Origin of the sequence: Pseudomonas fluorescens (assembly GCF_001708445.1) — a bacterium.
GTDB classification, from domain to species: domain Bacteria; phylum Pseudomonadota; class Gammaproteobacteria; order Pseudomonadales; family Pseudomonadaceae; genus Aquipseudomonas; species Aquipseudomonas gorinensis.
On record NZ_CP015637.1, the window covers coordinates 4666606 to 4686014 of the forward strand.

20 protein-coding genes are annotated in these 19409 nt (G+C 61.4%); 2 read left to right on the plus strand and 18 right to left on the minus strand.

Annotated features, from left to right (window positions below; genetic code table 11):
- Nucleotides 1-208: 208 nt before the first annotated feature.
- Together A7317_RS20635 and A7317_RS20640 are read left to right on the plus strand one after the other, a co-directional pair.
- Nucleotides 209-1102 carry a sensor histidine kinase gene (locus tag A7317_RS20635; RefSeq protein ID WP_024076681.1) on the plus strand — a complete coding sequence of 298 codons (894 nt, stop codon included), beginning with the start codon at nt 209-211 and terminating at the stop codon, nt 1100-1102.
- Entirely contained in the window at nt 1099-1758 is a 660-nt protein-coding gene (locus tag A7317_RS20640) for a response regulator transcription factor (protein ID WP_024076682.1), read from the plus strand. The genes A7317_RS20635 and A7317_RS20640 overlap by 4 nt, the downstream gene beginning before the upstream one ends.
- Here A7317_RS20640 and yegS read toward each other — a convergent pair.
- The 18 genes from yegS to flhB all read right to left on the minus strand — a co-directional run bounded on the left by yegS (nt 1717) and on the right by flhB (nt 19407).
- Nucleotides 1717-2637 carry a lipid kinase YegS gene (yegS, locus tag A7317_RS20645; protein ID WP_069076741.1) on the minus strand — a complete coding sequence of 307 codons (921 nt, stop codon included), beginning with the start codon at nt 2635-2637 and terminating at the stop codon, nt 1717-1719. The genes A7317_RS20640 and yegS overlap by 42 nt on opposite strands.
- Nucleotides 2638-2745: 108 nt before the next feature.
- A complete protein-coding gene (locus A7317_RS20650) occupies nt 2746-3138 on the minus strand; it encodes a DUF2802 domain-containing protein (RefSeq protein WP_024076684.1) in 393 nt (130 codons plus the stop codon).
- On the minus strand, nt 3139-3627 hold the full coding sequence (locus tag A7317_RS20655; protein WP_024076685.1) for a chemotaxis protein CheW: 489 nt from the start codon (nt 3625-3627) through the stop codon (nt 3139-3141).
- Between the two features lie 79 nt (nt 3628-3706).
- Nucleotides 3707-4507: a CheW domain-containing protein gene (locus A7317_RS20660; RefSeq protein WP_024076686.1), complete on the minus strand. Its 801-nt coding sequence runs from the start codon at nt 4505-4507 to the stop codon at nt 3707-3709.
- Complete coding sequence (locus tag A7317_RS20665) at nt 4507-5295, minus strand: ParA family protein (RefSeq protein ID WP_024076687.1); 789 nt, start codon at nt 5293-5295, stop codon at nt 4507-4509. Before A7317_RS20665 ends, A7317_RS20660 begins: the two co-directional genes overlap by 1 nt.
- A 51-nt stretch (nt 5296-5346) precedes the next feature.
- Nucleotides 5347-6234 (minus strand): flagellar motor protein MotD, encoded by an 888-nt coding sequence (gene motD, locus A7317_RS20670; RefSeq protein ID WP_069076742.1) that lies wholly within the window; start codon nt 6232-6234, stop codon nt 5347-5349.
- Between the two features lie 142 nt (nt 6235-6376).
- On the minus strand, nt 6377-7117 hold the full coding sequence (locus A7317_RS20675; protein ID WP_024076690.1) for a flagellar motor protein: 741 nt from the start codon (nt 7115-7117) through the stop codon (nt 6377-6379).
- Nucleotides 7117-8250: a protein-glutamate methylesterase/protein-glutamine glutaminase gene (locus tag A7317_RS20680; RefSeq protein ID WP_024076691.1), complete on the minus strand. Its 1134-nt coding sequence runs from the start codon at nt 8248-8250 to the stop codon at nt 7117-7119. Before A7317_RS20680 ends, A7317_RS20675 begins: the two co-directional genes overlap by 1 nt.
- A gap of 48 nt (nt 8251-8298) precedes the next feature.
- Complete coding sequence (locus A7317_RS20685; protein ID WP_069076743.1) at nt 8299-10542, minus strand: chemotaxis protein CheA; 2244 nt, start codon at nt 10540-10542, stop codon at nt 8299-8301.
- Between the two features lie 11 nt (nt 10543-10553).
- Complete coding sequence (locus tag A7317_RS20690) at nt 10554-11342, minus strand: protein phosphatase CheZ (RefSeq protein WP_024076693.1); 789 nt, start codon at nt 11340-11342, stop codon at nt 10554-10556.
- Between the two features lie 18 nt (nt 11343-11360).
- On the minus strand, nt 11361-11735 hold the full coding sequence (locus A7317_RS20695; RefSeq protein WP_160385018.1) for a chemotaxis response regulator CheY: 375 nt from the start codon (nt 11733-11735) through the stop codon (nt 11361-11363).
- 167 nt (nt 11736-11902) lie between these two features.
- A complete protein-coding gene (fliA, locus tag A7317_RS20700; protein ID WP_024076694.1) occupies nt 11903-12643 on the minus strand; it encodes an RNA polymerase sigma factor FliA in 741 nt (246 codons plus the stop codon).
- Nucleotides 12640-13473, minus strand: a complete 834-nt coding sequence (gene fleN / locus A7317_RS20705; protein WP_003192912.1) for a flagellar synthesis regulator FleN — start codon at nt 13471-13473, stop codon at nt 12640-12642. Before fleN ends, fliA begins: the two co-directional genes overlap by 4 nt.
- A gap of 105 nt (nt 13474-13578) precedes the next feature.
- On the minus strand, nt 13579-14895 hold the full coding sequence (flhF, locus tag A7317_RS20710) for a flagellar biosynthesis protein FlhF (protein ID WP_024076695.1): 1317 nt from the start codon (nt 14893-14895) through the stop codon (nt 13579-13581).
- Nucleotides 14896-14906: 11 nt separating this feature from the next.
- On the minus strand, nt 14907-17021 hold the full coding sequence (gene flhA, locus A7317_RS20715; protein WP_041160990.1) for a flagellar biosynthesis protein FlhA: 2115 nt from the start codon (nt 17019-17021) through the stop codon (nt 14907-14909).
- Between the two features lie 469 nt (nt 17022-17490).
- Nucleotides 17491-17694 carry a cold-shock protein gene (gene cspE / locus A7317_RS20725; protein ID WP_024076698.1) on the minus strand — a complete coding sequence of 68 codons (204 nt, stop codon included), beginning with the start codon at nt 17692-17694 and terminating at the stop codon, nt 17491-17493.
- Between the two features lie 44 nt (nt 17695-17738).
- On the minus strand, nt 17739-17939 hold the full coding sequence (locus tag A7317_RS20730; protein ID WP_024076699.1) for a cold-shock protein: 201 nt from the start codon (nt 17937-17939) through the stop codon (nt 17739-17741).
- A 331-nt stretch (nt 17940-18270) separates the two neighbouring features.
- Nucleotides 18271-19407, minus strand: coding sequence for a flagellar biosynthesis protein FlhB (gene flhB, locus A7317_RS20735; RefSeq protein ID WP_024076700.1), 1137 nt, complete (start codon nt 19405-19407; stop codon nt 18271-18273).
- Nucleotides 19408-19409: the final 2 nt, after the last annotated feature.

A 19409-nucleotide genomic window follows, 5' to 3' on the forward strand; every position in this document is an offset into this window, starting at 1 on the left:
ACTTACCGGCCAGACCGTTTGCCTGAATTATGACTCAACGGTGTCAGGCGCCAGGCGACCAACGGTAAGAGTGGTGGTACTATGCCCCCGCTCGAAGTCACTCAACTTCATCATGTACAAAAACGATTCGGCCACGCATTCCAAACAGAGCCCCGTCAGCCGCCATGACCGGTCTTATCGCAGCGAACCCTCATTGGCTCCATCCGTTATGTACGCCAGCCTCAAGTCACTCATCGCAAGGTCCGTGTCCCGCAGCCATGCACGGCGCCTGATCCTTGCCCTGTGCCTGTGCTCGTCGCTGCTCAGCCTGTGGGCCTATATTCGCGCCGACACCCTGCCGCTGGCGGTGCTGCTGTTCAACCTGGCCACGCTGGCGTTGGTGGGGTTGCGTCAATGGAGTTCGCGCAAATCCATCAAGTTCCAGCCTCAGGAACTGGCCGAACGCCTGCTGCAAGTGCAGGAAAACGAGCGCCACCGCCTCAGCCGCGACCTGCATGACGATATCGGCCAATTGCTCACGGCTGCCAAGCTGCAAAGCGAATGGCTCAAGCGTCGCCTGCCGGACGACCTGCAAGGCCAATGCGCGGTGCTGTGCAACACCCTGAATGAAACCCTGGCCAAGGTGCGCGACGTCTCCGCCATTCTCAACCCGCGCCAGTTGACCAGCCTGGGCCTGGAAGCCAGCCTGCGGGCACACTTGCTCAAGACCCTGGAAAACACTCAGGTGCACTGGAGCCTGGAATGCCATCAACGCCTGACCGGCATTCCGGAAGAAATGGCCGTGGCGGCGTTTCGTATCACCCAGGAAGCCGTGACCAACATGCTGCGCCACGCCCAGGCCCGCAACCTGCTGGTACGCCTGCAACGCCTGCCCGAAGGGTTATCGCTGTTTATCAGTGATGACGGCCAGGGTTTCTCGCCCGCCAGTAACCCCGGCCTGGAAGGCCAACGGGGTATGGCGGGTATGTCCGAGCGGATTGATCAACTGGGGGGCACCTTGTCCGTCAGCAGCCAGCCTGGCAAAGGGACCCGGATCGACGCGCTTTTCCCCTGGGCGCCCCGCGCCCTCGAACGGGCCAGTTCCCCTAAGGTTCTCGAGTGATCTGCAATTTACTCCTGGTGGATGACCACGCACTGATCAGGGCCGGCGTACGCGCGCTGATCCTGGATATACCCGGCTATGCGGTGGTCGGCGAGGCCAGCGACGGTGCACAGGTGCTGGAGGCGTTCAGCGCCTTGCAGCCCGATATCGTGCTGCTGGACCTGTCGATGAAACACACCGGCGGCCTGGACGCGTTGCAACAGTTAAAAGCTGCCTACCCGGCGAGCAAGGTGCTGATCCTGTCGATGCACACCGACCCGGAGCTGATCATGCGCGCGCTGGAGTCCGGCGCCCATGGCTACCTGCTCAAGGACACCACCGCCAACGAACTGGAGCACGCCCTGCTGGCCCTGCGCAACAATGAGCGCTACCTGAGCCCGGCGATCGCCCATACGGTGATCAACCAGGCGCTGGTGCGCAACCAGGGCCCGGTTTCCTCCGTCGCCCAGAACCACAACCTCACCGCGCGACAGCTGGAAATCCTGCGCCTGATCGTGCGCGGCAAGTCCACCCGCGAAATCGCCCACGGCCTCGGCCTGAGCATCAAGACCGTGGAGGCGCACCGCTCACAGATCATGAAGCGCCTGCAGATTTTCGATGTGGCGGGCCTGGTGTTATTTGCCGTGCGCGAGCAGATCATCAGCCTGGACGACTAGGGGCGAGCCCAGCGGCAAGTGCACGCGCAACGCCTTGGGCAGCGCGCAAAAGCGCAAATCGTCGCCCTTCAGCGGTTCGCCATCGAGATTGATGTACAACCCCTCGGCCTGTTTGATCTGAACCCACGGCAGGCGCGCGCGCACGAACATGGTGTCCAGGCCCCAGCCATTATTCATCAGCTCACGCAAGGTGCCGACCACTTCCTGGGGCGCCGGCAGGATGCTGACGTCGAGCAACCCGTCATCAGCCAACGCTTCGGGGCATAACACATGCCCGCCGCCCGCCTGGCGCCCATTGCCGATACCCAGCGCGAGCAGTTCGCCCTTCCAATGGAAACCCGGGCCTTCCAGCTCGCCATACGCCGCCTTCAATTCGCTGAAGCGCGACAGGCCGGTGAACAGGTAGGCGGCGCCACCGAGGATTTTTTTCAGGTCTTCGGAGGTGTTCGCGGTGACCTGGCTGCCAAAACCGCCGGTGGCCATGTTCAAGAACATTTGCCCACCGACCTGGCCGAGGTCGATCGCCCTGGCCGGTACATCCAGCAGCGCCAGGGCCTGCGCAGGCTCCAGCGGCACGCCGGCGGCCTTGGCAAAGTCATTGGCGGTGCCCAGCGGCATCAGCACCAGGCTGGCGTCGGTCCTGGCCAGGGCCATGGCTTCGGCCACGTCGCGCAAGGTGCCGTCGCCGCCGCCAGCGATGATGTGGGTATAGCCGTCGGCCAGGGCTTCCTTGACCAGGCGCTGGGCGTCGCCGCCCTCCCACGTGACCCGCACGGCCAGCTCCCCGCCCTGCTCACGCCGGCTCATTACAGCGGCGCGCACGTCCTCGTTGAGGGCTTGCTTGCCGTGGAGGATCAACAGGGCCTTGGGGGTGGTCATGGGGGGAAATCTCCGCGTTCAAAGGGCTTGAAGGATGTTGACCTTTGGGGAGGAGAAAAAAGTCATTGGGATTGGAAATTAATTGACCGGGTGGATTGGCGAGTACGCTCAGCTCCTGTGCAACTTACTCATCAACTGCGCCTCAGCCTGGGTCAACCCACACGACTGCGTCAGTTCATCCACCGTAGCCCCCATGCCCACCAGCTTCGCGGCCTGGGCAAAGGAAAGACTCGACGGATCACGCTGCTCGATCTGCGCCAGCTTGTCCGGCAGGGGAGCCAGGATCGCGCGCAGTTCATGCACTTCGTCTCCGACCCGTACCGCACTCTGCTGGAAGTGATCAACGCGCTTGACCAGCTCCAGCACGCGCCGATCACGCACGGCATCGCGCTCGGCCTGTTGCATGGCCGATTCGCGTTGCTGGCGCAGGTGGCGCAGCAGGAATGCCAACGTCCCGGCCCACAACAGGGCCAGGACAATCACCGCTGCTTCAAGGAACAATCAGATGCTCTCCAGTTCCGACCACTCTTCTTCGCTCATCATTTTGTCCAGCTCAACCAGAATCAACAATTCGTTGTTCTTGTTGCATACGCCTTGAATGAACTTGGCCGACTCTTCGTTACCGACGTTCGGCGCTGTTTCCACTTCCGACTGGCGCAGGTAGACCACTTCGGCGACGCTGTCGACCATGATCCCGACCACTTGCTTGTCGGCTTCGATGATGACGATACGCGTGTTGTCGCTGACTTCGACGGTATCCAGGCCGAAACGCTGGCGCGTGTCGATGACCGTCACCACATTGCCGCGCAGGTTGATGATGCCCAGCACGTAGCTCGGTGCACCCGGTACCGGGGCGATCTCGGTGTAGCGCAGCACTTCCTGCACGCGCATCACGTTAATGCCGTAGGTTTCGTTGTCCAGTTTGAAGGTCACCCATTGCAGGATCGGATCATCCGAACCTTGTGCGGACGCGGACGCTGACTTATTCATACCCCTACCCCTTCAAATGCCGTTAGTTTCGGCGTGTGTGCTTCGTGGGCCGCACAACCGTGCGGTCCTTGTTGTTCAATCAACTGCGTGTGTGGCCTGGCATCGATTTGACGGCACCGCTGGCGATCAACTCGGCCAGTTCAGCGACATCAAGCAACGCGCACATATGTTCGATCACGGTGCCCGCCAACCAGGGGCGCTGGCCCCGATGGCTGCGCCATTTGATTTCATTCGGGTCCAGGCGCAACGAGCGGCTGACTTGATGCACCGCCAGCCCCCACTCATAGCCTTGCACCGAAATCACGTATTGCAAGCCCTGGCGGAAATCATCGCGGTAGCGATCGGGCATCACCCAGCGCGCGGTGTCCAGCACCTTGAGGTTGCCGGCCTGGCTGGGCAGGATGCCGAGGAACCACTCCGGTTGCCCGAACAGTGGCGTCAGCTCCTGGCCTTCCAGGGAATAAATCGAGCCAAGGCACACCAGCGGTACCGCCAGGGTCAAGCCGGCCACGTCGAACAACAGGCATTCGAACGGCTCGGCAGCCCACGACGGGCGATCATCACCACTGACCGGCGGCGGTGTGATACTCGGTGGCAAGTGGACTTCGACCACCGGTTCGACCACCACGGGCGCCACCACCACGGGGGCGCTCGGCATCACCGGCGCGGCGACGGGCACCGCCCGCGCATCCCGCGCCTGCTCTTCCAGCACGGCCAGTTGAAACTCATCCAGCGTGCTTTGCGGCGGTTCCTGCACGGCCGGTTCCAGCACCAGGATCGGTTCCGGCAGTTCTTCGGCGGTGGCTTCCTGCAGCAAGGCATCCAAGTAGGATTCCAGTGCCAGTTGCGGCCGGGTCTTGAGTTCGACGGGACGGTTCATCACGCCACCTGCGGCACAAGCTGTTGGGACAGCAGGTGCTTGAGCAATGCGCGGTAAGCCAGCACGCCACGGCTCTTGGGGTCGAATTGCGACGGTGCCAGGCCCGCGCGGCTGGCGTCACGCAGGCGCGTGTCCACCGGGATATAGCCATTCCAGATGGTCTCCGGGTAGGCGTCGCGCAGCACGCGTAAAGTGCCAAGGGAGGCTTGGGTACGGCGGTCGAACAAGGTCGGCACGATGCTGTACGGCAGCGCCTGTTTGCGCGAACGGTTGATCATCGCCAGGGTGCTGACCATGCGCTCCAGGCCTTTGACCGCCAGGTGCTCGGTCTGTACCGGAATCACCAGTTGCTGGCTGGCCGCCAAGGCGTTGACCATCAGCACCCCCAGCAACGGCGGGCTGTCGATGATCGCGTAGTCGAAGTCCTGCCACAGTTGCGCCAGGGTCTTGGCGATCACCAGGCCCAAGCCGCTCTGCCCCGGCGACTGGCGCTCCAGGGTGGCCAGGGCGGTACTGGACGGCAGCAGGGAAATGCTTTCGTTACTGGTAGGCAACAGCAATTGGCCAGGCAAATCGCTCGGCACACTGCCCTTGTGCAGGAACAAGTCGTAGTTGCTGTGTTCCAGGGCATCCGGGTCGTAACCGAAATAGCTGGTCATCGAGCCATGGGGGTCGAGGTCGACCACGACCACACGCTTGCCCGCCTCAGCCAGCAAGCCGGCTAAAGCGATGGAGGTGGTGGTCTTGCCGACTCCACCTTTTTGATTGGCAACTGCCCAGACTCTCATTCGGTTGGTTCCTCCCGGTGGGCGTAGACGCGACCGAGACATTGCATAAAGTTATTGAGCCGGTGACGGAGAATTGACGGAGCTTTGACGCACCGGCGGTTTTGCAAGGGCTGGTGCAGTTTGTGTGCCAGCCCGCTTCAAGGCCGCGTCCGGTGTTGCATTGGCGGTGCCGGTACCGGTCAGGCTGCGGCGTACATCCAGGTTACGTGACACCACCAGCACCACGCGGCGGTTACGCGCGCGGCCTTCCACTGTGGCGTTGTTGGCCACCGGCTGGAACTCGCCATAGCCAACCGACGCCAGCCGCCCGGGGTTCACACCCTGCATGGCCAGCATGCGTACGATGCTGGCGGCACGGGCCGAGGACAGCTCCCAGTTGGTCGGGTATTGCGCGGTGCTGATCGGGATATTGTCGGTAAAGCCTTCGACATGGATCGGGTTTTCAAACGGCTTGAGGATCGCCGCCACCTTGTCGATGATCGTAAACGCCTGGTCGCTCGGCATCGCATCGGCGCTGGCGAACAGCAGGCTGGAATTGAGTTCGATCTCCACCCACAACTCATTGCCGCGCACGGTCATCTGGTTGGAACTGATCAGGTCGCCAAATGCGGCGCTGATGTCGTCGGCGATGCTTTTCAGCGGGTCGCTGGTGCCACCCACGCCAGCCGCGGTTTCATCGCTGTCGTTGACCAGCGGCTTGGCCGGGGTCACGGTCTTGGGCCGCTCCTCACCGATGGGGATAGGTTTGAGCGAGCGGTCGGCGTCGTTGAATACGCCGATCAACGCCTGTGAAATCACTTTGTACTTGCCTTCGTTGATCGACGAGATGGAATACATCACCACGAAAAACGCGAACAGCAAGGTGATGAAGTCCGCGTAGGACACCAGCCAGCGTTCGTGGTTGACATGTTCTTCAGGCTCGCGACGGCGACGGCTCACAGACGATTACCTCCGCACAACGAATCACCTGTAGGAGCGAGCTTGCTCGCGAAAAATCCGAGAGCCACGCGTTCATCCAGGATGCCCGCGTTATCGTTGACCCTTTTCGCGAGCACACTCGCTCCTACACCTTTCATGTACATCAATCCATGAAGCCCTGGAGCTTCAATTCGATGGAGCGCGGGTTCTCGCCCTCGGCAATCGAGAGGATGCCTTCGAGCAGCATCTCGCGGTAACGGGACTGGCGCATGGCGATCGACTTGAGCTTGCTGGCCACCGGCAACAGCACCAGGTTGGCACTCGCCACACCGTAGATGGTGGCGACGAACGCCACGGCAATGCCGCTGCCCAGTTGCGAAGGGTCGGCGAGGTTGCCCATCACGTGGATCAGGCCCATTACCGCACCGATGATGCCGATGGTCGGCGCGTAGCCGCCCATGCTTTCAAAGACTTTGGCCGCGTTGATATCGCGGCTTTCCTGGGTGTAGAAGTCCACTTCCAGGATGCTGCGGATTGCTTCCGGTTCGGCGCCGTCCACCAGCAATTGCAGGCCCTTGCGCGCGTAGCTGTCAGGCTCGGCATCGGCCACGCCTTCCAGGCCCAGAAGGCCTTCCTTGCGAGCGGTGAGGCTCCAGTTGACCACCCGATCGATGCCACCCGGAAGGTCGACGCGTGGCGGAAAAATAATCCATATCAGGATCTGCATGGCGCGCTTGAATGAGCTCAAGGGCGACTGCAGCAACGCGGCGCCCACGGTACCGCCAATCACGATCAAGGCCGCCGGACCGTTGGCCAATGCGCCGAGGTGACCGCCTTCGAGGTAGTTGCCGCCGATGATCGCGACAAACGCCATGGTGATACCGATCAGGCTCAAGACATCCATCAGAGGCAAGCCTCCACCAGATACTTGCCGATGTCGTCGAGGCTGTAGACGGCGTCGGCCAGGTCCGCCTTGACGATGGCCATGGGCATGCCATAGATCACGCAGCTGGCTTCATCCTGGGCCCAGATCGCACTGCCACCCTGCTTGAGCAACCGCGCGCCTTCACGGCCGTCGGCGCCCATGCCGGTGAGGACCACCGCCAGAACTTTGTCGCCGTAGGACTTGGCCGCCGAACCAAAGGTGATATCCACGCACGGCTTGTAGTTGAGGCGTTCATCGCCTGGCAGGATTTTGATCGCGCCACGGCCATCGACCATCATCTGCTTACCACCCGGCGCCAGCAGCGCCAGGCCAGGGCGCAGGATGTCGCCATCCTCGGCTTCCTTGACGCTGATACGGCAGAGCTTGTCCAGGCGCTCAGCGAACGCTTTGGTGAAGGCCGCAGGCATGTGCTGGATCAACACGATCGGCGCCGGGAAGTTGGCCGGCAACTGGGTCAATACCCGTTGCAGCGCCACCGGGCCGCCGGTGGACGTGCCAATGGCTACCAACTTATAAGCCTTGCGCTTGGGCGCTGGCGAATAGGCGCTGGGCGCCGACGCACGGGCCGGGGCCACGGCTGGCCGGGCAACAGGCGCCGGGGCCGGACGACCGAACGCGGTGCTGGTGGGCGCAGCCGGGGGCGCGACGGGTGCTGCGGGTGCCGGTGCAGGCGCACTGAACAGGCTGCGACGGTTGCTGCGGGAAATGCTGTGCACCTTCTCGCACAGCATCTGCTTGACCTTCTCGGGGTTGCGCGAGATGTCTTCGAAGTTCTTCGGCAGGAAGTCCACTGCGCCAGCATCCAGCGCATCCAGGGTGACCCGGGCGCCTTCGTGCGTCAGCGAGGAGAACATCAATACCGGGGTCGGGCAGCGCTGCATGATGTGCCGGACTGCCGTGATGCCATCCATCATCGGCATTTCGTAGTCCATGGTGATCACGTCCGGCTTCAACGCTATGGCCTGATCAATCGCCTCTTTGCCGTTGGTGGCCGTACCGACCACCTGGATGGTTGGATCGGCGGAAAGAATTTCCGAGACGCGGCGGCGGAAGAAACCCGAATCGTCCACCACCAGGACCTTGACTACCATAAACACTCCGTTAGGCGGGGCGGGCAATACCGCCCTGCCCCACCAGAATCAAATACGCCGTGCGGCGTAACGCTTGAGCATGCTCGGAACATCGAGAATCAGCGCGATCCGACCGTCACCGGTGATGGTCGCGCCCGACATGCCCGGGGTTCCCTGCAGCATTTTGCCCAAAGGCTTGATGACCACTTCTTCCTGGCCCACCAGTTGATCGACCACAAAGCCGATACGCTGGGTGCCCACCGAAAGGATCACCACGTGGCCTTCGCGCTGCTCTTCATGGGCAGCCGATGCCACCAGCCAGCGCTTGAGGTAGAACAATGGCAGCGCCTTGTCGCGCACGATCACCACTTCCTGGCCATCCACCACGTTGGTGCGTGACAGGTCGAGGTGGAAGATCTCGTTGACGTTGACCAGTGGGAAGGCGAAGGCCTGGTTGCCCAGCATCACCATCAGGGTCGGCATGATCGCCAGGGTCAACGGCACCTTGATGACGATTTTCGAGCCCTGGCCCTTGGTCGAGTAGATATTGATCGAGCCGTTGAGCTGGCTGATCTTGGTCTTCACCACGTCCATGCCCACGCCACGGCCCGACACGTCGGAAATCTCGGTCTTGGTCGAGAAGCCTGGGGCGAAGATCAGGTTGTAGCACTCGGTGTCGGTCAGGCGGTCGGCGGCGTCCTTGTCCATCACGCCACGCTTGACCGCGATATTGCGCAGGATCGCCGGGTCCATGCCCTTGCCGTCATCGGTAATCGACAACAGGATATGGTCGCCCTCCTGCTCCGCCGCCAGGATCACCTTGCCGTTGCGGGACTTGCCCGAGGCTTCGCGTTCTTCCGGGGTTTCCACGCCGTGGTCGACGGCGTTGCGCACCAAGTGGACCAACGGGTCGGCCAGGGCCTCGACGAGGTTCTTGTCGAGGTCGGTTTCTTCACCCACCAGTTCCAGGTTGATTTCTTTCTTGAGCTGGCGAGCCAGGTCGCGAACCAGGCGTGGGAAGCGGCCGAAGACTTTCTTGATCGGCTGCATCCGCGTCTTCATCACGGCGGTCTGCAAGTCAGCCGTGACCACGTCGAGGTTCGACACAGCCTTTTGCATGGCTTCGTCGCCGCTGTTCAGGCCCAGGCGCACCAGACGGTTACGCACCAGCACCAGTTCGCCGACCATGTTCATGATGTCGTCCAGTCGTGCGGTATCGACCCGTACGGTGGTTTCGGCTTCACTGGCAGGCTTGTCGGCTACGGCAGCGGCAGGCGCACGCGCGGCGGCCGCGGCGGCTGGCGCTGGGGCTGGCGCCGGTTTGGCGGCAGCAGGCGCGGCGGCCTTGGCCGGTGCCGGTTTCGCGGCCACGGGGGTGGCAGTCGTCGCAGCAGCCGGGGCCACTTCGGTGAACTTGCCCTTTCCGTGCAATTCGTCGAGCAGGGCTTCGAATTCGTGATCGGAGATCAAGCCGTCGTCAGCAGGGGCCGCAGCGGCGCCCGGTGCAGCTGGCGTCGGCGCCGCGCCAGTGGCCGCGACTTCCGGCAAGGCATCGGCGGCAAAGGTGCCCTTGCCATGCAACTGGTCGAGCAACGCTTCGAATTCGTCGTCGGTGATATCGGTACTGGCCGTTGCCGCCGGCGTTTCCGGGGCAGCCGCAGTGGCCACGGCATCAGCCGCGAACTGGCCTTTGCCATGCAACTGGTCGAGCAGGGATTCGAACTCTGCGTCGGTAATGTCTTCGCTGGTCGGCTCGGCAGGCGCAGCGGCCGCGGGTGCGGGTACGGCCGACGGTGCTTCAGCCTCGGCCTTGACCGCATTGAGAGAGTCGAGCAACTGCTCGAACTCGCTGTCGGTGACATCCGCTTCGGCTTCGACCACCGGCTCTGGCGCCGCTTCCACCATCGGCGCGGCCGAGGTGTCGGCAGGTTCTGCCAGGCGCGCCAGAGCGGCCAGCAGTTCCGGGGTGGCGGCGGTGATCGGGGCACGTTCGCGCACTTCGCTGAACATGCCGTTGACCGCATCCAACGCTTCGAGGATTACATCCATTAACTCCGAGTCAACGTGACGCTCACCCTTGCGCAGGATGTCGAACACGTTTTCGGCGATGTGGCAGCACTCCACCAGCTCATGGAGCTGGAGGAAGCCGGCGCCCCCTTTTACAGTATGAAAACCGCGAAAAATTGCATTGAGCAGGTTCGCATCATCCGGGCGGCTTTCCAGCTCGACCAGTTGTTCGGACAGTTGCTCTAAAATTTCGCCGGCCTCTACAAGGAAATCCTGAAGGATTTCTTCATCGGCGCCGAAGCTCATGGGTGTGCTCCTTAGAAGCCTAAACTGGATAACAGGTCATCTACGTCATCCTGACCTGACACAACGTCTTCACGTTTATCGGCATGAATCTGCGGACCTTCACCCTTGGCGAGATGTTTTTGTGGATCTTTTTCAGAGAGGATCGCTTCGCGGTCATGTTCGATGCCGGCGAAACGGTCGACCTGGCCGGCCATGAGTACCAATTTGAGCAGGTTGCTTTCCACTTCGGTGACCAACTGGGTCACACGCTTGATCACCTGACCGGTCAGGTCCTGGTAATCCTGGGCGAGCAGAATGTCATTGAGGTTGCTGGAAACCGTACGGTTTTCCTGCTCGCTGCGTGACAGGAACCCTTCGACCCGACGGGCCAGCTCACGAAACTCTTCTGCGCCGACTTCACGGCGCATGAAGCGACCCCAGTCAACGCTCAGCGCCTGGGCTTCCGTGGCCATGCCGTTGACCAGGGGCGTGGCGTTTTCCACCAGGTCCATGGTGCGGTTGGCCGCTGCCTCAGTCAGCCTGACCACATAGGACAGGCGTTCGGTGGCGTCGGTGATCTGCGAAATCTCTTCGGCTTGAGGCATGTGCGGGTCAATCTGGAAATTGACGATCGCACTGTGAAGCTCGCGTGTGAGCTTGCCCACCTCCTGGTACAGGCCGCGGTCACGGGTCTGGTTGAGCTGATGGATTAACTGCACCGCATCGCCGAACTGGCCTTTTTCAAGGCTGTCGACCAGCTGGTGAGCATGTTTTTTCAGGGTCGACTCAAAGTCGGCCTGCGATGATTCTTTTTGCTCCATAGCTCCCCCGTGGCAGCATTAGCCGTGGATGCGTTCGAAGATTTTTTCGATCTTCTCTTTCAAGGCCTGCGCAGTGAATGGTTTGACCACATAGCCGTTAACCCCGGCTTGGGCGGCTTCGATGATCTGTTCACGCTTGGCTTCGGCGGTCACCATCAGCACGGGAAGGCTGCGCAGTTTTTCGTCGGCACGCACGTGGCGCAACAAGTCGATACCCGTCATGCCCGGCATGTTCCAATCGGTTACCAGAAAGTCGATGCTCCCGCTGTTGAGGATCGGAATCGCCGTAAGGCCGTCATCCGCCTCGACCGTGTTTGTGAACCCAAGGTCACGCAACAGGTTTTTTATGATCCGCCGCATCGTTGAGAAGTCATCAACGATGAGGATTTTCATGTTCTTGTCCAATTCGACCTCCAAGCAGTCTTAAACGCGCCCAGCACCTGGACGCGCCATTTCAATCAACAGGCGTTACACAAAAAGGACTGCCCAGGGCACCACGGTTAGCCCCCGCGGCGGCCAAGGCCCTCGCGGTTGCGTCTGCAGTGTCCCCACACTGCCTGTCAGCGCGCGCGCCACTCTCCCAATCGCCCCCGCAAGCGGGCCGCGCACTGGCTGTGCAGCTGGCTGACACGCGATTCGCTGACCCCCAGGACCTCACCGATTTCCTTGAGGTTCAGCTCTTCGTCGTAGTACAGCGCCAACACCAGTCGCTCACGCTCCGGCAAATTGGCAATTGCGTCGGCCAATGCGCCCTGGAAGCGTTCATCCTCCAGGTCACGCGACGGCTCCATATGCGTACTCGCGCCGTCCTCGTGCAACCCTTCGTGTTCGCCGTCCTGCAACAGGTCGTCGAAACTGAACAGGCGGCTGCCCAAGGTATCGTTCAAAATCCCGTAATAATCGTCGAGACTCAATTGGAGTTCGGCCGCAACTTCATGATCTTTAGCGTCGCGACCGGTTTTTGCTTCAATTGACCGAATTGCGTCACTGACCATGCGCGTATTGCGGTGTACCGAACGCGGCGCCCAATCGCCTTTGCGCACCTCATCGAGCATCGCGCCACGGATACGGATACCCGCATACGTCTCGAAACTCGCGCCCTTGCTCGCGTCGTATTTGGTCGACACTTCGAGAAGGCCGATCATGCCGGCCTGGATCAGGTCTTCGACCTGGACACTGGCGGGGAGGCGTGCCAGCAAGTGATAGGCGATGCGTTTGACCAAAGGCGCGTAACGCTCGATCAACTCACCCTGACTGTCACGGGCGGACTTCTTGTAGGCGTTGTAGCCGGTCGCTGTCATAGCACGGGTCCTGCGCTCGTCTGATGCACCAATCGCTCGACGAAAAACTCCAGATGCCCCCGAGGGTTGGCGGGCAACGGCCAAGTATCGACCTTCTGAGCAATAGCCTTGAACGCCAAGGCGCATTTCGAACGAGGGAACGCTTCGTAGACTGCACGCTGCTTTTGCACAGCCTTGCGCACACACTCGTCATAGGGAACTGCGCCGACGTATTGTAGGGCGACATCGAGAAAGCGATCCGTGACCTTGGTCAACTTGGCGAACAGGTTGCGGCCTTCCTGCGGGCTTTGGGCCATGTTGGCCAGCACGCGGAAGCGGTTCATGCCGTAGTCGCGGTTAAGCAGTTTGATCAGGGCATAGGCGTCGGTGATCGAGGTGGGTTCATCGCAGACCACCAGCAACACTTCCTGCGCGGCGCGCACGAAGCTGACCACCGACTCGCCGATCCCGGCGGCGGTGTCGATCACCAGCACGTCGAGGTTGTCGCCGATATCGCTGAACGCCTGGATCAGACCGGCATGCTGCGCCGGGCTCAGGTGCACCATGCTCTGGGTGCCCGAGGCGGCCGGTACGATACGGATCCCACCGGGGCCCTGGAGCAGCACATCACGCAGCTCACAGCGGCCCTCGATCACATCGGCGAGGGTATGTTTGGGCGTCAGTCCCAGCAGAACGTCGACATTCGCCAGCCCCAGGTCAGCATCCAGCAGCATGACGCGACGGCCAAGCTCTGCCAGCGCCAGGGACAAATTCACTGACACGTTAGTTTTCCCGACGCCACCTTTGCCGCCGGTCACCGCGATCACCTGTACGGGATGCATGCTGCCCATTTTATTTCTTTACCTTGTCTTGCTTAGACGCAGGCTACATGGCTTGGCCGCGTGAATCGCTTGCAGACCATCGATGTAGATACATTTCACGGTGTTCATACTGACTCAACCCACCCGTTTTGCCGGGTTGTGGTAGAGGTCAGCGAACATGTCGGCCATCGCTTCCTCGCTAGGCTCTTCTTGCATTTGCACGCTGACGGCACGGCTGACCAACTGATGACGGCGCGGCAGATGCAGGTCATCCGGGATCCGCGGCCCGTCGGTCAGGTAGGCGACCGGTAGTTCATGACTGATGGCCAGGCTCAACACCTCGCCCAGGCTCGCCGTTTCATCAAGCTTAGTCAGGATGCAGCCGGCCAGCCCGCAGCGCTTGTAGCTATGGTACGCAGCGGTAAGAACTTGTTTTTGGCTGGTGGTTGCAAGCACCAGGTAATTTTTAGACTTGATGCCACGCCCGGCCAGGCTTTCCAGTTGCAGGCGCAAGGCCGGGTCGCTGGCTTGCAGCCCCGCGGTGTCGATCAGCACCACGCGTTTGCGCAGCAACGGGTCGAGCGCGTTGGCCAGCGACTGGCCCGGGTCGACGTGGGTCACCGACACATTGAGGATGCGGCCCAGGGTCTTGAGTTGCTCCTGGGCGCCGATACGGTAGCTGTCCATGCTCACCAGCGCGATATTCGAAGCGCCGTATTTGAGCACATAACGGGCCGCCAGCTTGGCCAGGGTGGTGGTCTTGCCCATGCCGGCAGGGCCGACCATGGCGATCACACCGCCCTCTTCCAGGGGTTCGATTTCCGGAGTGGCGATCATCCGCGCCAGGTGGGCCAGCAACATGCGCCAGGCCTGGCGAGGCTCTTCGATTTCGGTGGTCAGCGCCAACAGGTCGCGGGACAACGGGCCAGACAGGCCGATGCGTTGCAGGCGACGCCAGAGGTTAGCCTGGTGCGGTTTGCTGCCTTGCAACTGGGTCCAGGCCAGCGAGCCCAACTGCACTTCCAGCAATTCACGCAGGCCGTTGAGTTCAAAGCGCATCGAATCGAACACGCGCTGGTCGACTGCGGCAGCCGGCGCGGGCGCTGCAGGACGTGGCGGTTCTTTGAACGTAGGTTCGACCAGCGGCTCGGCAGCGGTCAGCGGCAAGCCGGCGAACAACTGGCGATTGGTGGTGGCATCGCTGTCACCCCGCATGCTCAGTTCAGCCTGGGCCGACACAATGCGCGAGGCGGTCTTGCGCAGCTCGTCTTCGAGTTCCATGTTCGGCACGCGCGGGGCCAGCGCCGAAGGGGTGTAGTCCAGGGCAGCCGTCAGCTCGACACCGCCAGCAATACGGCGGTTACCGATAATCGCAGCGTCGGCGCCCAGCTCATCACGGACCAGTTTCATGGCCTGACGCATATCGGCGGCGAAAAAACGCTTTACTTGCATAACCCACTACCTCAGCCGTTGGGCCCAACTGTCGCGACGATGGTCACTTGCTTATTGTCAGGAATTTCCTGGTAAGCCAATACGTGCAAATTCGGTACTGCCAGGCGTCCAAACCGCGACAACATCGCTCGGACCGGGCCTGCTACCAACAGAATCACCGGCTGGCCCTGCATTTCCTGGCGCTGCGCCGCGTCGATCAACGAACGCTGCAGCTTTTCAGCCATGCTCGGCTCCAGCAGGACACCCTCTTCCTGGCCAAGTCCGGCCTTCTGAATACTATTGAGCAATATTTGTTCCAACCTTGGTTCCAAGGTGATCACAGGCAGCTCGGAGTCAAGCCCCACAATGCTTTGCACGATTGCGCGGGACAATCCGACACGTACCGCAGCCACCAGCGCGGCAGTATCTTGACTCTTGGCGGCATTGTTGGCGATAGCCTCGGCGATGCTGCGAATATCGCGTACCGGCACCTGTTCGGCGAGCAACGCCTGCAGCACTTTGAGCAGCTGCGACAGCGACAGCACGCCCGGCACCAGCTCTTCGGCCAGTTTTGGCGAGGCTTTGCTGAGCAACCCCATCAATTGCTGGACTTCTTCGTGGCCGATCAGCTCGTGTGAGTGCTTGTACAGAATCTGGTTGAGGTGGGTGGCGACCACGGTGCTGGCGTCCACCACGGTGTAACCCAGCGACTGCGCCTGGCTGCGTTGGCTGATTTCGATCCACACCGCTTCCAGGCCAAAAGCCGGATCTTTGGCGGTAATGCCGTTGAGCGTGCCGAACACCTGGCCGGGGTTGATCGCCAGTTCGCGGTCGGGGTAGATCTCGGCTTCCGCGAGGATCACGCCCATCAGGGTCAGGCGGTAGGCGCTGGGGGCCAGGTCGAGGTTGTCGCGGATGTGTACGGTGGGCATCAGGAAGCCCAGGTCCTGGGACAGCTTCTTGCGCACCCCCTTGATCCGCGCGAGCAATTGCCCACCCTGGTTGCGGTCGACCAGCGGAATCAGGCGGTAGCCGACTTCCAGGCCGATCATGTCGATCGGGGTCACGTCGTCCCAGCCCAATTCCTTGGTTTCCTGGGCACGGGCCGGGGATGGCAGCAGTTCCTGCTGGCGCGCGATCTCTTGCTGGGCCTTCACCTTGATCGTGTTCTGTTTTTTCCAGAACAGGTAGGCGCCACCCGCCGCCATGGCCGCCATGCTGAGGAACGACACATGGGGCATGCCGGGCACGAGCCCCATGATCGCCATGATGCCCGCCGCCACGGCCAGCGCCTTGGGCGAGGCAAACATCTGCCGGCTGATCTGCTTGCCCATGTCTTCGGAGCCCGACGCACGGGTCACCATGATCGCCGCAGCTGTAGATAACAACAGTGATGGCAATTGCGCCACTAAACCGTCACCGATGGTCAGCAAGGCATACACCTTGCCGGCATCGCCGAAGGTCATGCCGTGCTGGAAGATCCCGACCGCCATGCCGCCGATCAGGTTGATGAACAGAATCAACAGGCCCGCGATGGCGTCACCGCGTACAAACTTACTGGCGCCGTCCATGGAGCCATAGAACTCGGCTTCCTGGGCCACTTCCAGGCGGCGCGACTTGGCCTGGTTCTGATCGATCAGGCCAGCGTTGAGGTCGGCGTCAATGGCCATTTGCTTGCCGGGCATGGCGTCGAGGGTAAAGCGCGCGCTCACCTCGGAAATCCGCCCGGCACCCTTGGTCACCACCACGAAGTTGATGATCATCAGGATCGCGAACACCACGATACCGACCACGTAGTTACCGCCGATCACCACCTCACCGAAGGCCTGGATCACCTTGCCTGCGGCAGCATGGCCGTCCTGGCCGTGGAGCATCACCACCCGCGTGGAGGCCACGTTCAGCGCCAGCCGCAGCAGGGTCGCAATCAGCAGGATCGTCGGGAACACCGCGAAATCCAGCGGCCGCAGGGCATACACGCAGACCAACAGGACGACGACGGACAAAGCGATGTTGAAGGTGAAGAACACATCGAGCAGGAACGGCGGCATCGGCAACATCATCATTGCCAGCATCACCAGCAACAACAACGGCACACCCAGGTTGCCCCGTGACAAATCAGTCAGGGTGCCACGGGCCGTGCTGAGCATTTGAGAGCGATCTACCACCGGTATTCCCCGTATCCCTTAAAGCAAACTTTTGACGCCAGTTGGCGACTTGAAGGCGGTATTGCAAGAAGCCTTCCAACTTTGCTTTTGAGGGTATGGATCGCTACAGGCGCCCGAGTTCTACCGGATATACACCGTTCAAATGTGGGAGGGGCGGTGCGACGATTCGACTTGCCCCCGATTGCAGTGTGTCAGGCCAAGAACAGGTGACTGATGCGCCGCTATCGGGGGCAAGCCCCCTCCCACCTATCGGAGGTGCATCCATCCGTTGCCACCTGGGATACGCCGGGGTCATTGAATTGGGCGGGGCAAAACGCGAAGGTGCGCTGGGCGTTGCGCAGTTGATCGGGCTGGCAAAGCTGCTGGCTGACAGAGTGCTGGAGGACAGCGAGCACTTGATGGCCTGATGGCTGATCGTTCCTGCAGCACCCTGCAGGAACGATCATCAAGCTCATAGGACACGTACGTTGGCAGCCTGCGGGCCCTTTTGGCCTTGAGTGACCTCGAACTCGACCTTTTGATTCTCCTCAAGGCTTTTGTAACCCGCAGACTGAATCGTCGAGTAGTGGACAAAAAGATCCGGACTGCCGTCGTCGGGAGTGATGAAGCCAAACCCCTTCTCTGCGTTGAACCACTTCACAGTACCCGTAGCCATAGCCGTTCTCCGAACACTTCAATTAAGGACCTGCACAGGTGTCGTCAGATCAGTTTTACGTCATAGGCATAGATGCCATCCGGTCGATGGATCATCAGGAACGAGACTTTCTGCCCCTTCGAAAGCCTGTGTCCACCCGAGCCGCGCCGATCTACTGACACGTCGTCCCCGCCTTCATCCGGCGCAATAGAGCCCTTGCCGGTCTTCTGGTTATAAGCTTTGACTCTGCCTGTAAATGGCTTCATCACTTCACATCCTGCATCTTGTTGCGCAGTGCCTGAGGCAATAGAAACGCGATAAGGCGATGGTGGCTACTGTCAAAGTTGACAGGTTGAGGGGTGTTTGCGATGAGCGGTCATAGGGGAAGGAGAGCACATTTGTGGCGAGCGGGCTTGCCCCGCGTCGGGCTGCGAAGCGGCCCCAAAAACAGACACTGAGTTGTGCCTGAAGGACTGCAGTGTTCCTGCCGGGGCTGCTTCGCAGCCCGACGCGGGGCAAGCCCGCTCGCCACAGTCAACCTGCTTGCCACGGTCAGCCTGCTTGCCACAATAGGCCGGCTTGCCACAGAGAATGTGATCAAGAATCCCGGCGCAGGTCTGGCGGGATCGGCAGGTCCTTGAGCGGATCAGGGCGCTTGCCCTTGCCTGCGCGGTATTGGCGGATCTGGTAGACATACGCCAACACCTGCGCAACGGCCAGGTACAACCCGGCGGGGATTTCCTGGTCGAGGTCGGTGGAGTAGAAGATCGACCGCGCCAGCTCCGGCGACTCCAGCAGCAGGATGTCGTTGGCCACGGCGATTTCGCGGATTTTCAGCGCGGTAAAGTCGCTGCCCTTGGCCAGCAGCATCGGCGCGCCGCCTTTCTCCGGGTCGTACTTGAGCGCGACGGCGTAGTGGGTCGGGTTGGTGATGACCACGTCGGCGTCGGGCACCGCGGCCATCATCTTGCGCTGGGACATTTCGCGTTGCAGCTGGCGAATACGTTGCTTGACCTCAGGACGGCCCTCCTGGTCCTTGTGCTCGTCGCGCACTTCCTGCTTGGTCATCAGCAGTTTCTTGTGGCTTTCCCACAACTGGATCGGCGCATCCACCGCGGCGATCAGGATCAACCCTGCGGCCATCCACAGCGCGCTCCAGCCCACCACTTGCACGCTGTGAATGATCGCGGACTCCAGCGGTTCATGAGCAATGCGCAGCAGGTCGTCGATGTCGGAGGACAATACCACCAGCGCCACGAACAGGATCAGGATGAACTTGGCCAGGGCCTTGAGCAGTTCCACCAGGGCCTTGCTGGAAAACATGCGCTTGAGCCCGGCTGCCGGGTTCATCCGGCTGAACTTGGGCGCCATGCTGCTCGCGGCGAACAGCCAGCCGCCCAGGGCGACCGGACCGATCAGCGCAGCCAGCAGCAACGTGATCAGGATCGGTTGCACCGCCAGGATCGCGATCTTCCCTGAATGCAGCAGGTATTGCCCCATGGCGCCGGGGCTAAGGAGTACTTCACGGGGCAAGGTGAAGTTGAGTTTCATCAGCTCCATCAGGTCCAGCGCCAGGCCACCGCCATAGATCAGCAAGGCGCCGGACCCGGCCATCATGGTCGCAACGGTGTTGAGCTCCTTGGAACGGGCAATCTCGCCCTTCTCCCTGGAGTCCTTTTTGCGCTTCTCCGTGGGGTCTTCTGTTTTGTCCTGGCCACTCTCGCTCTCGGCCATGG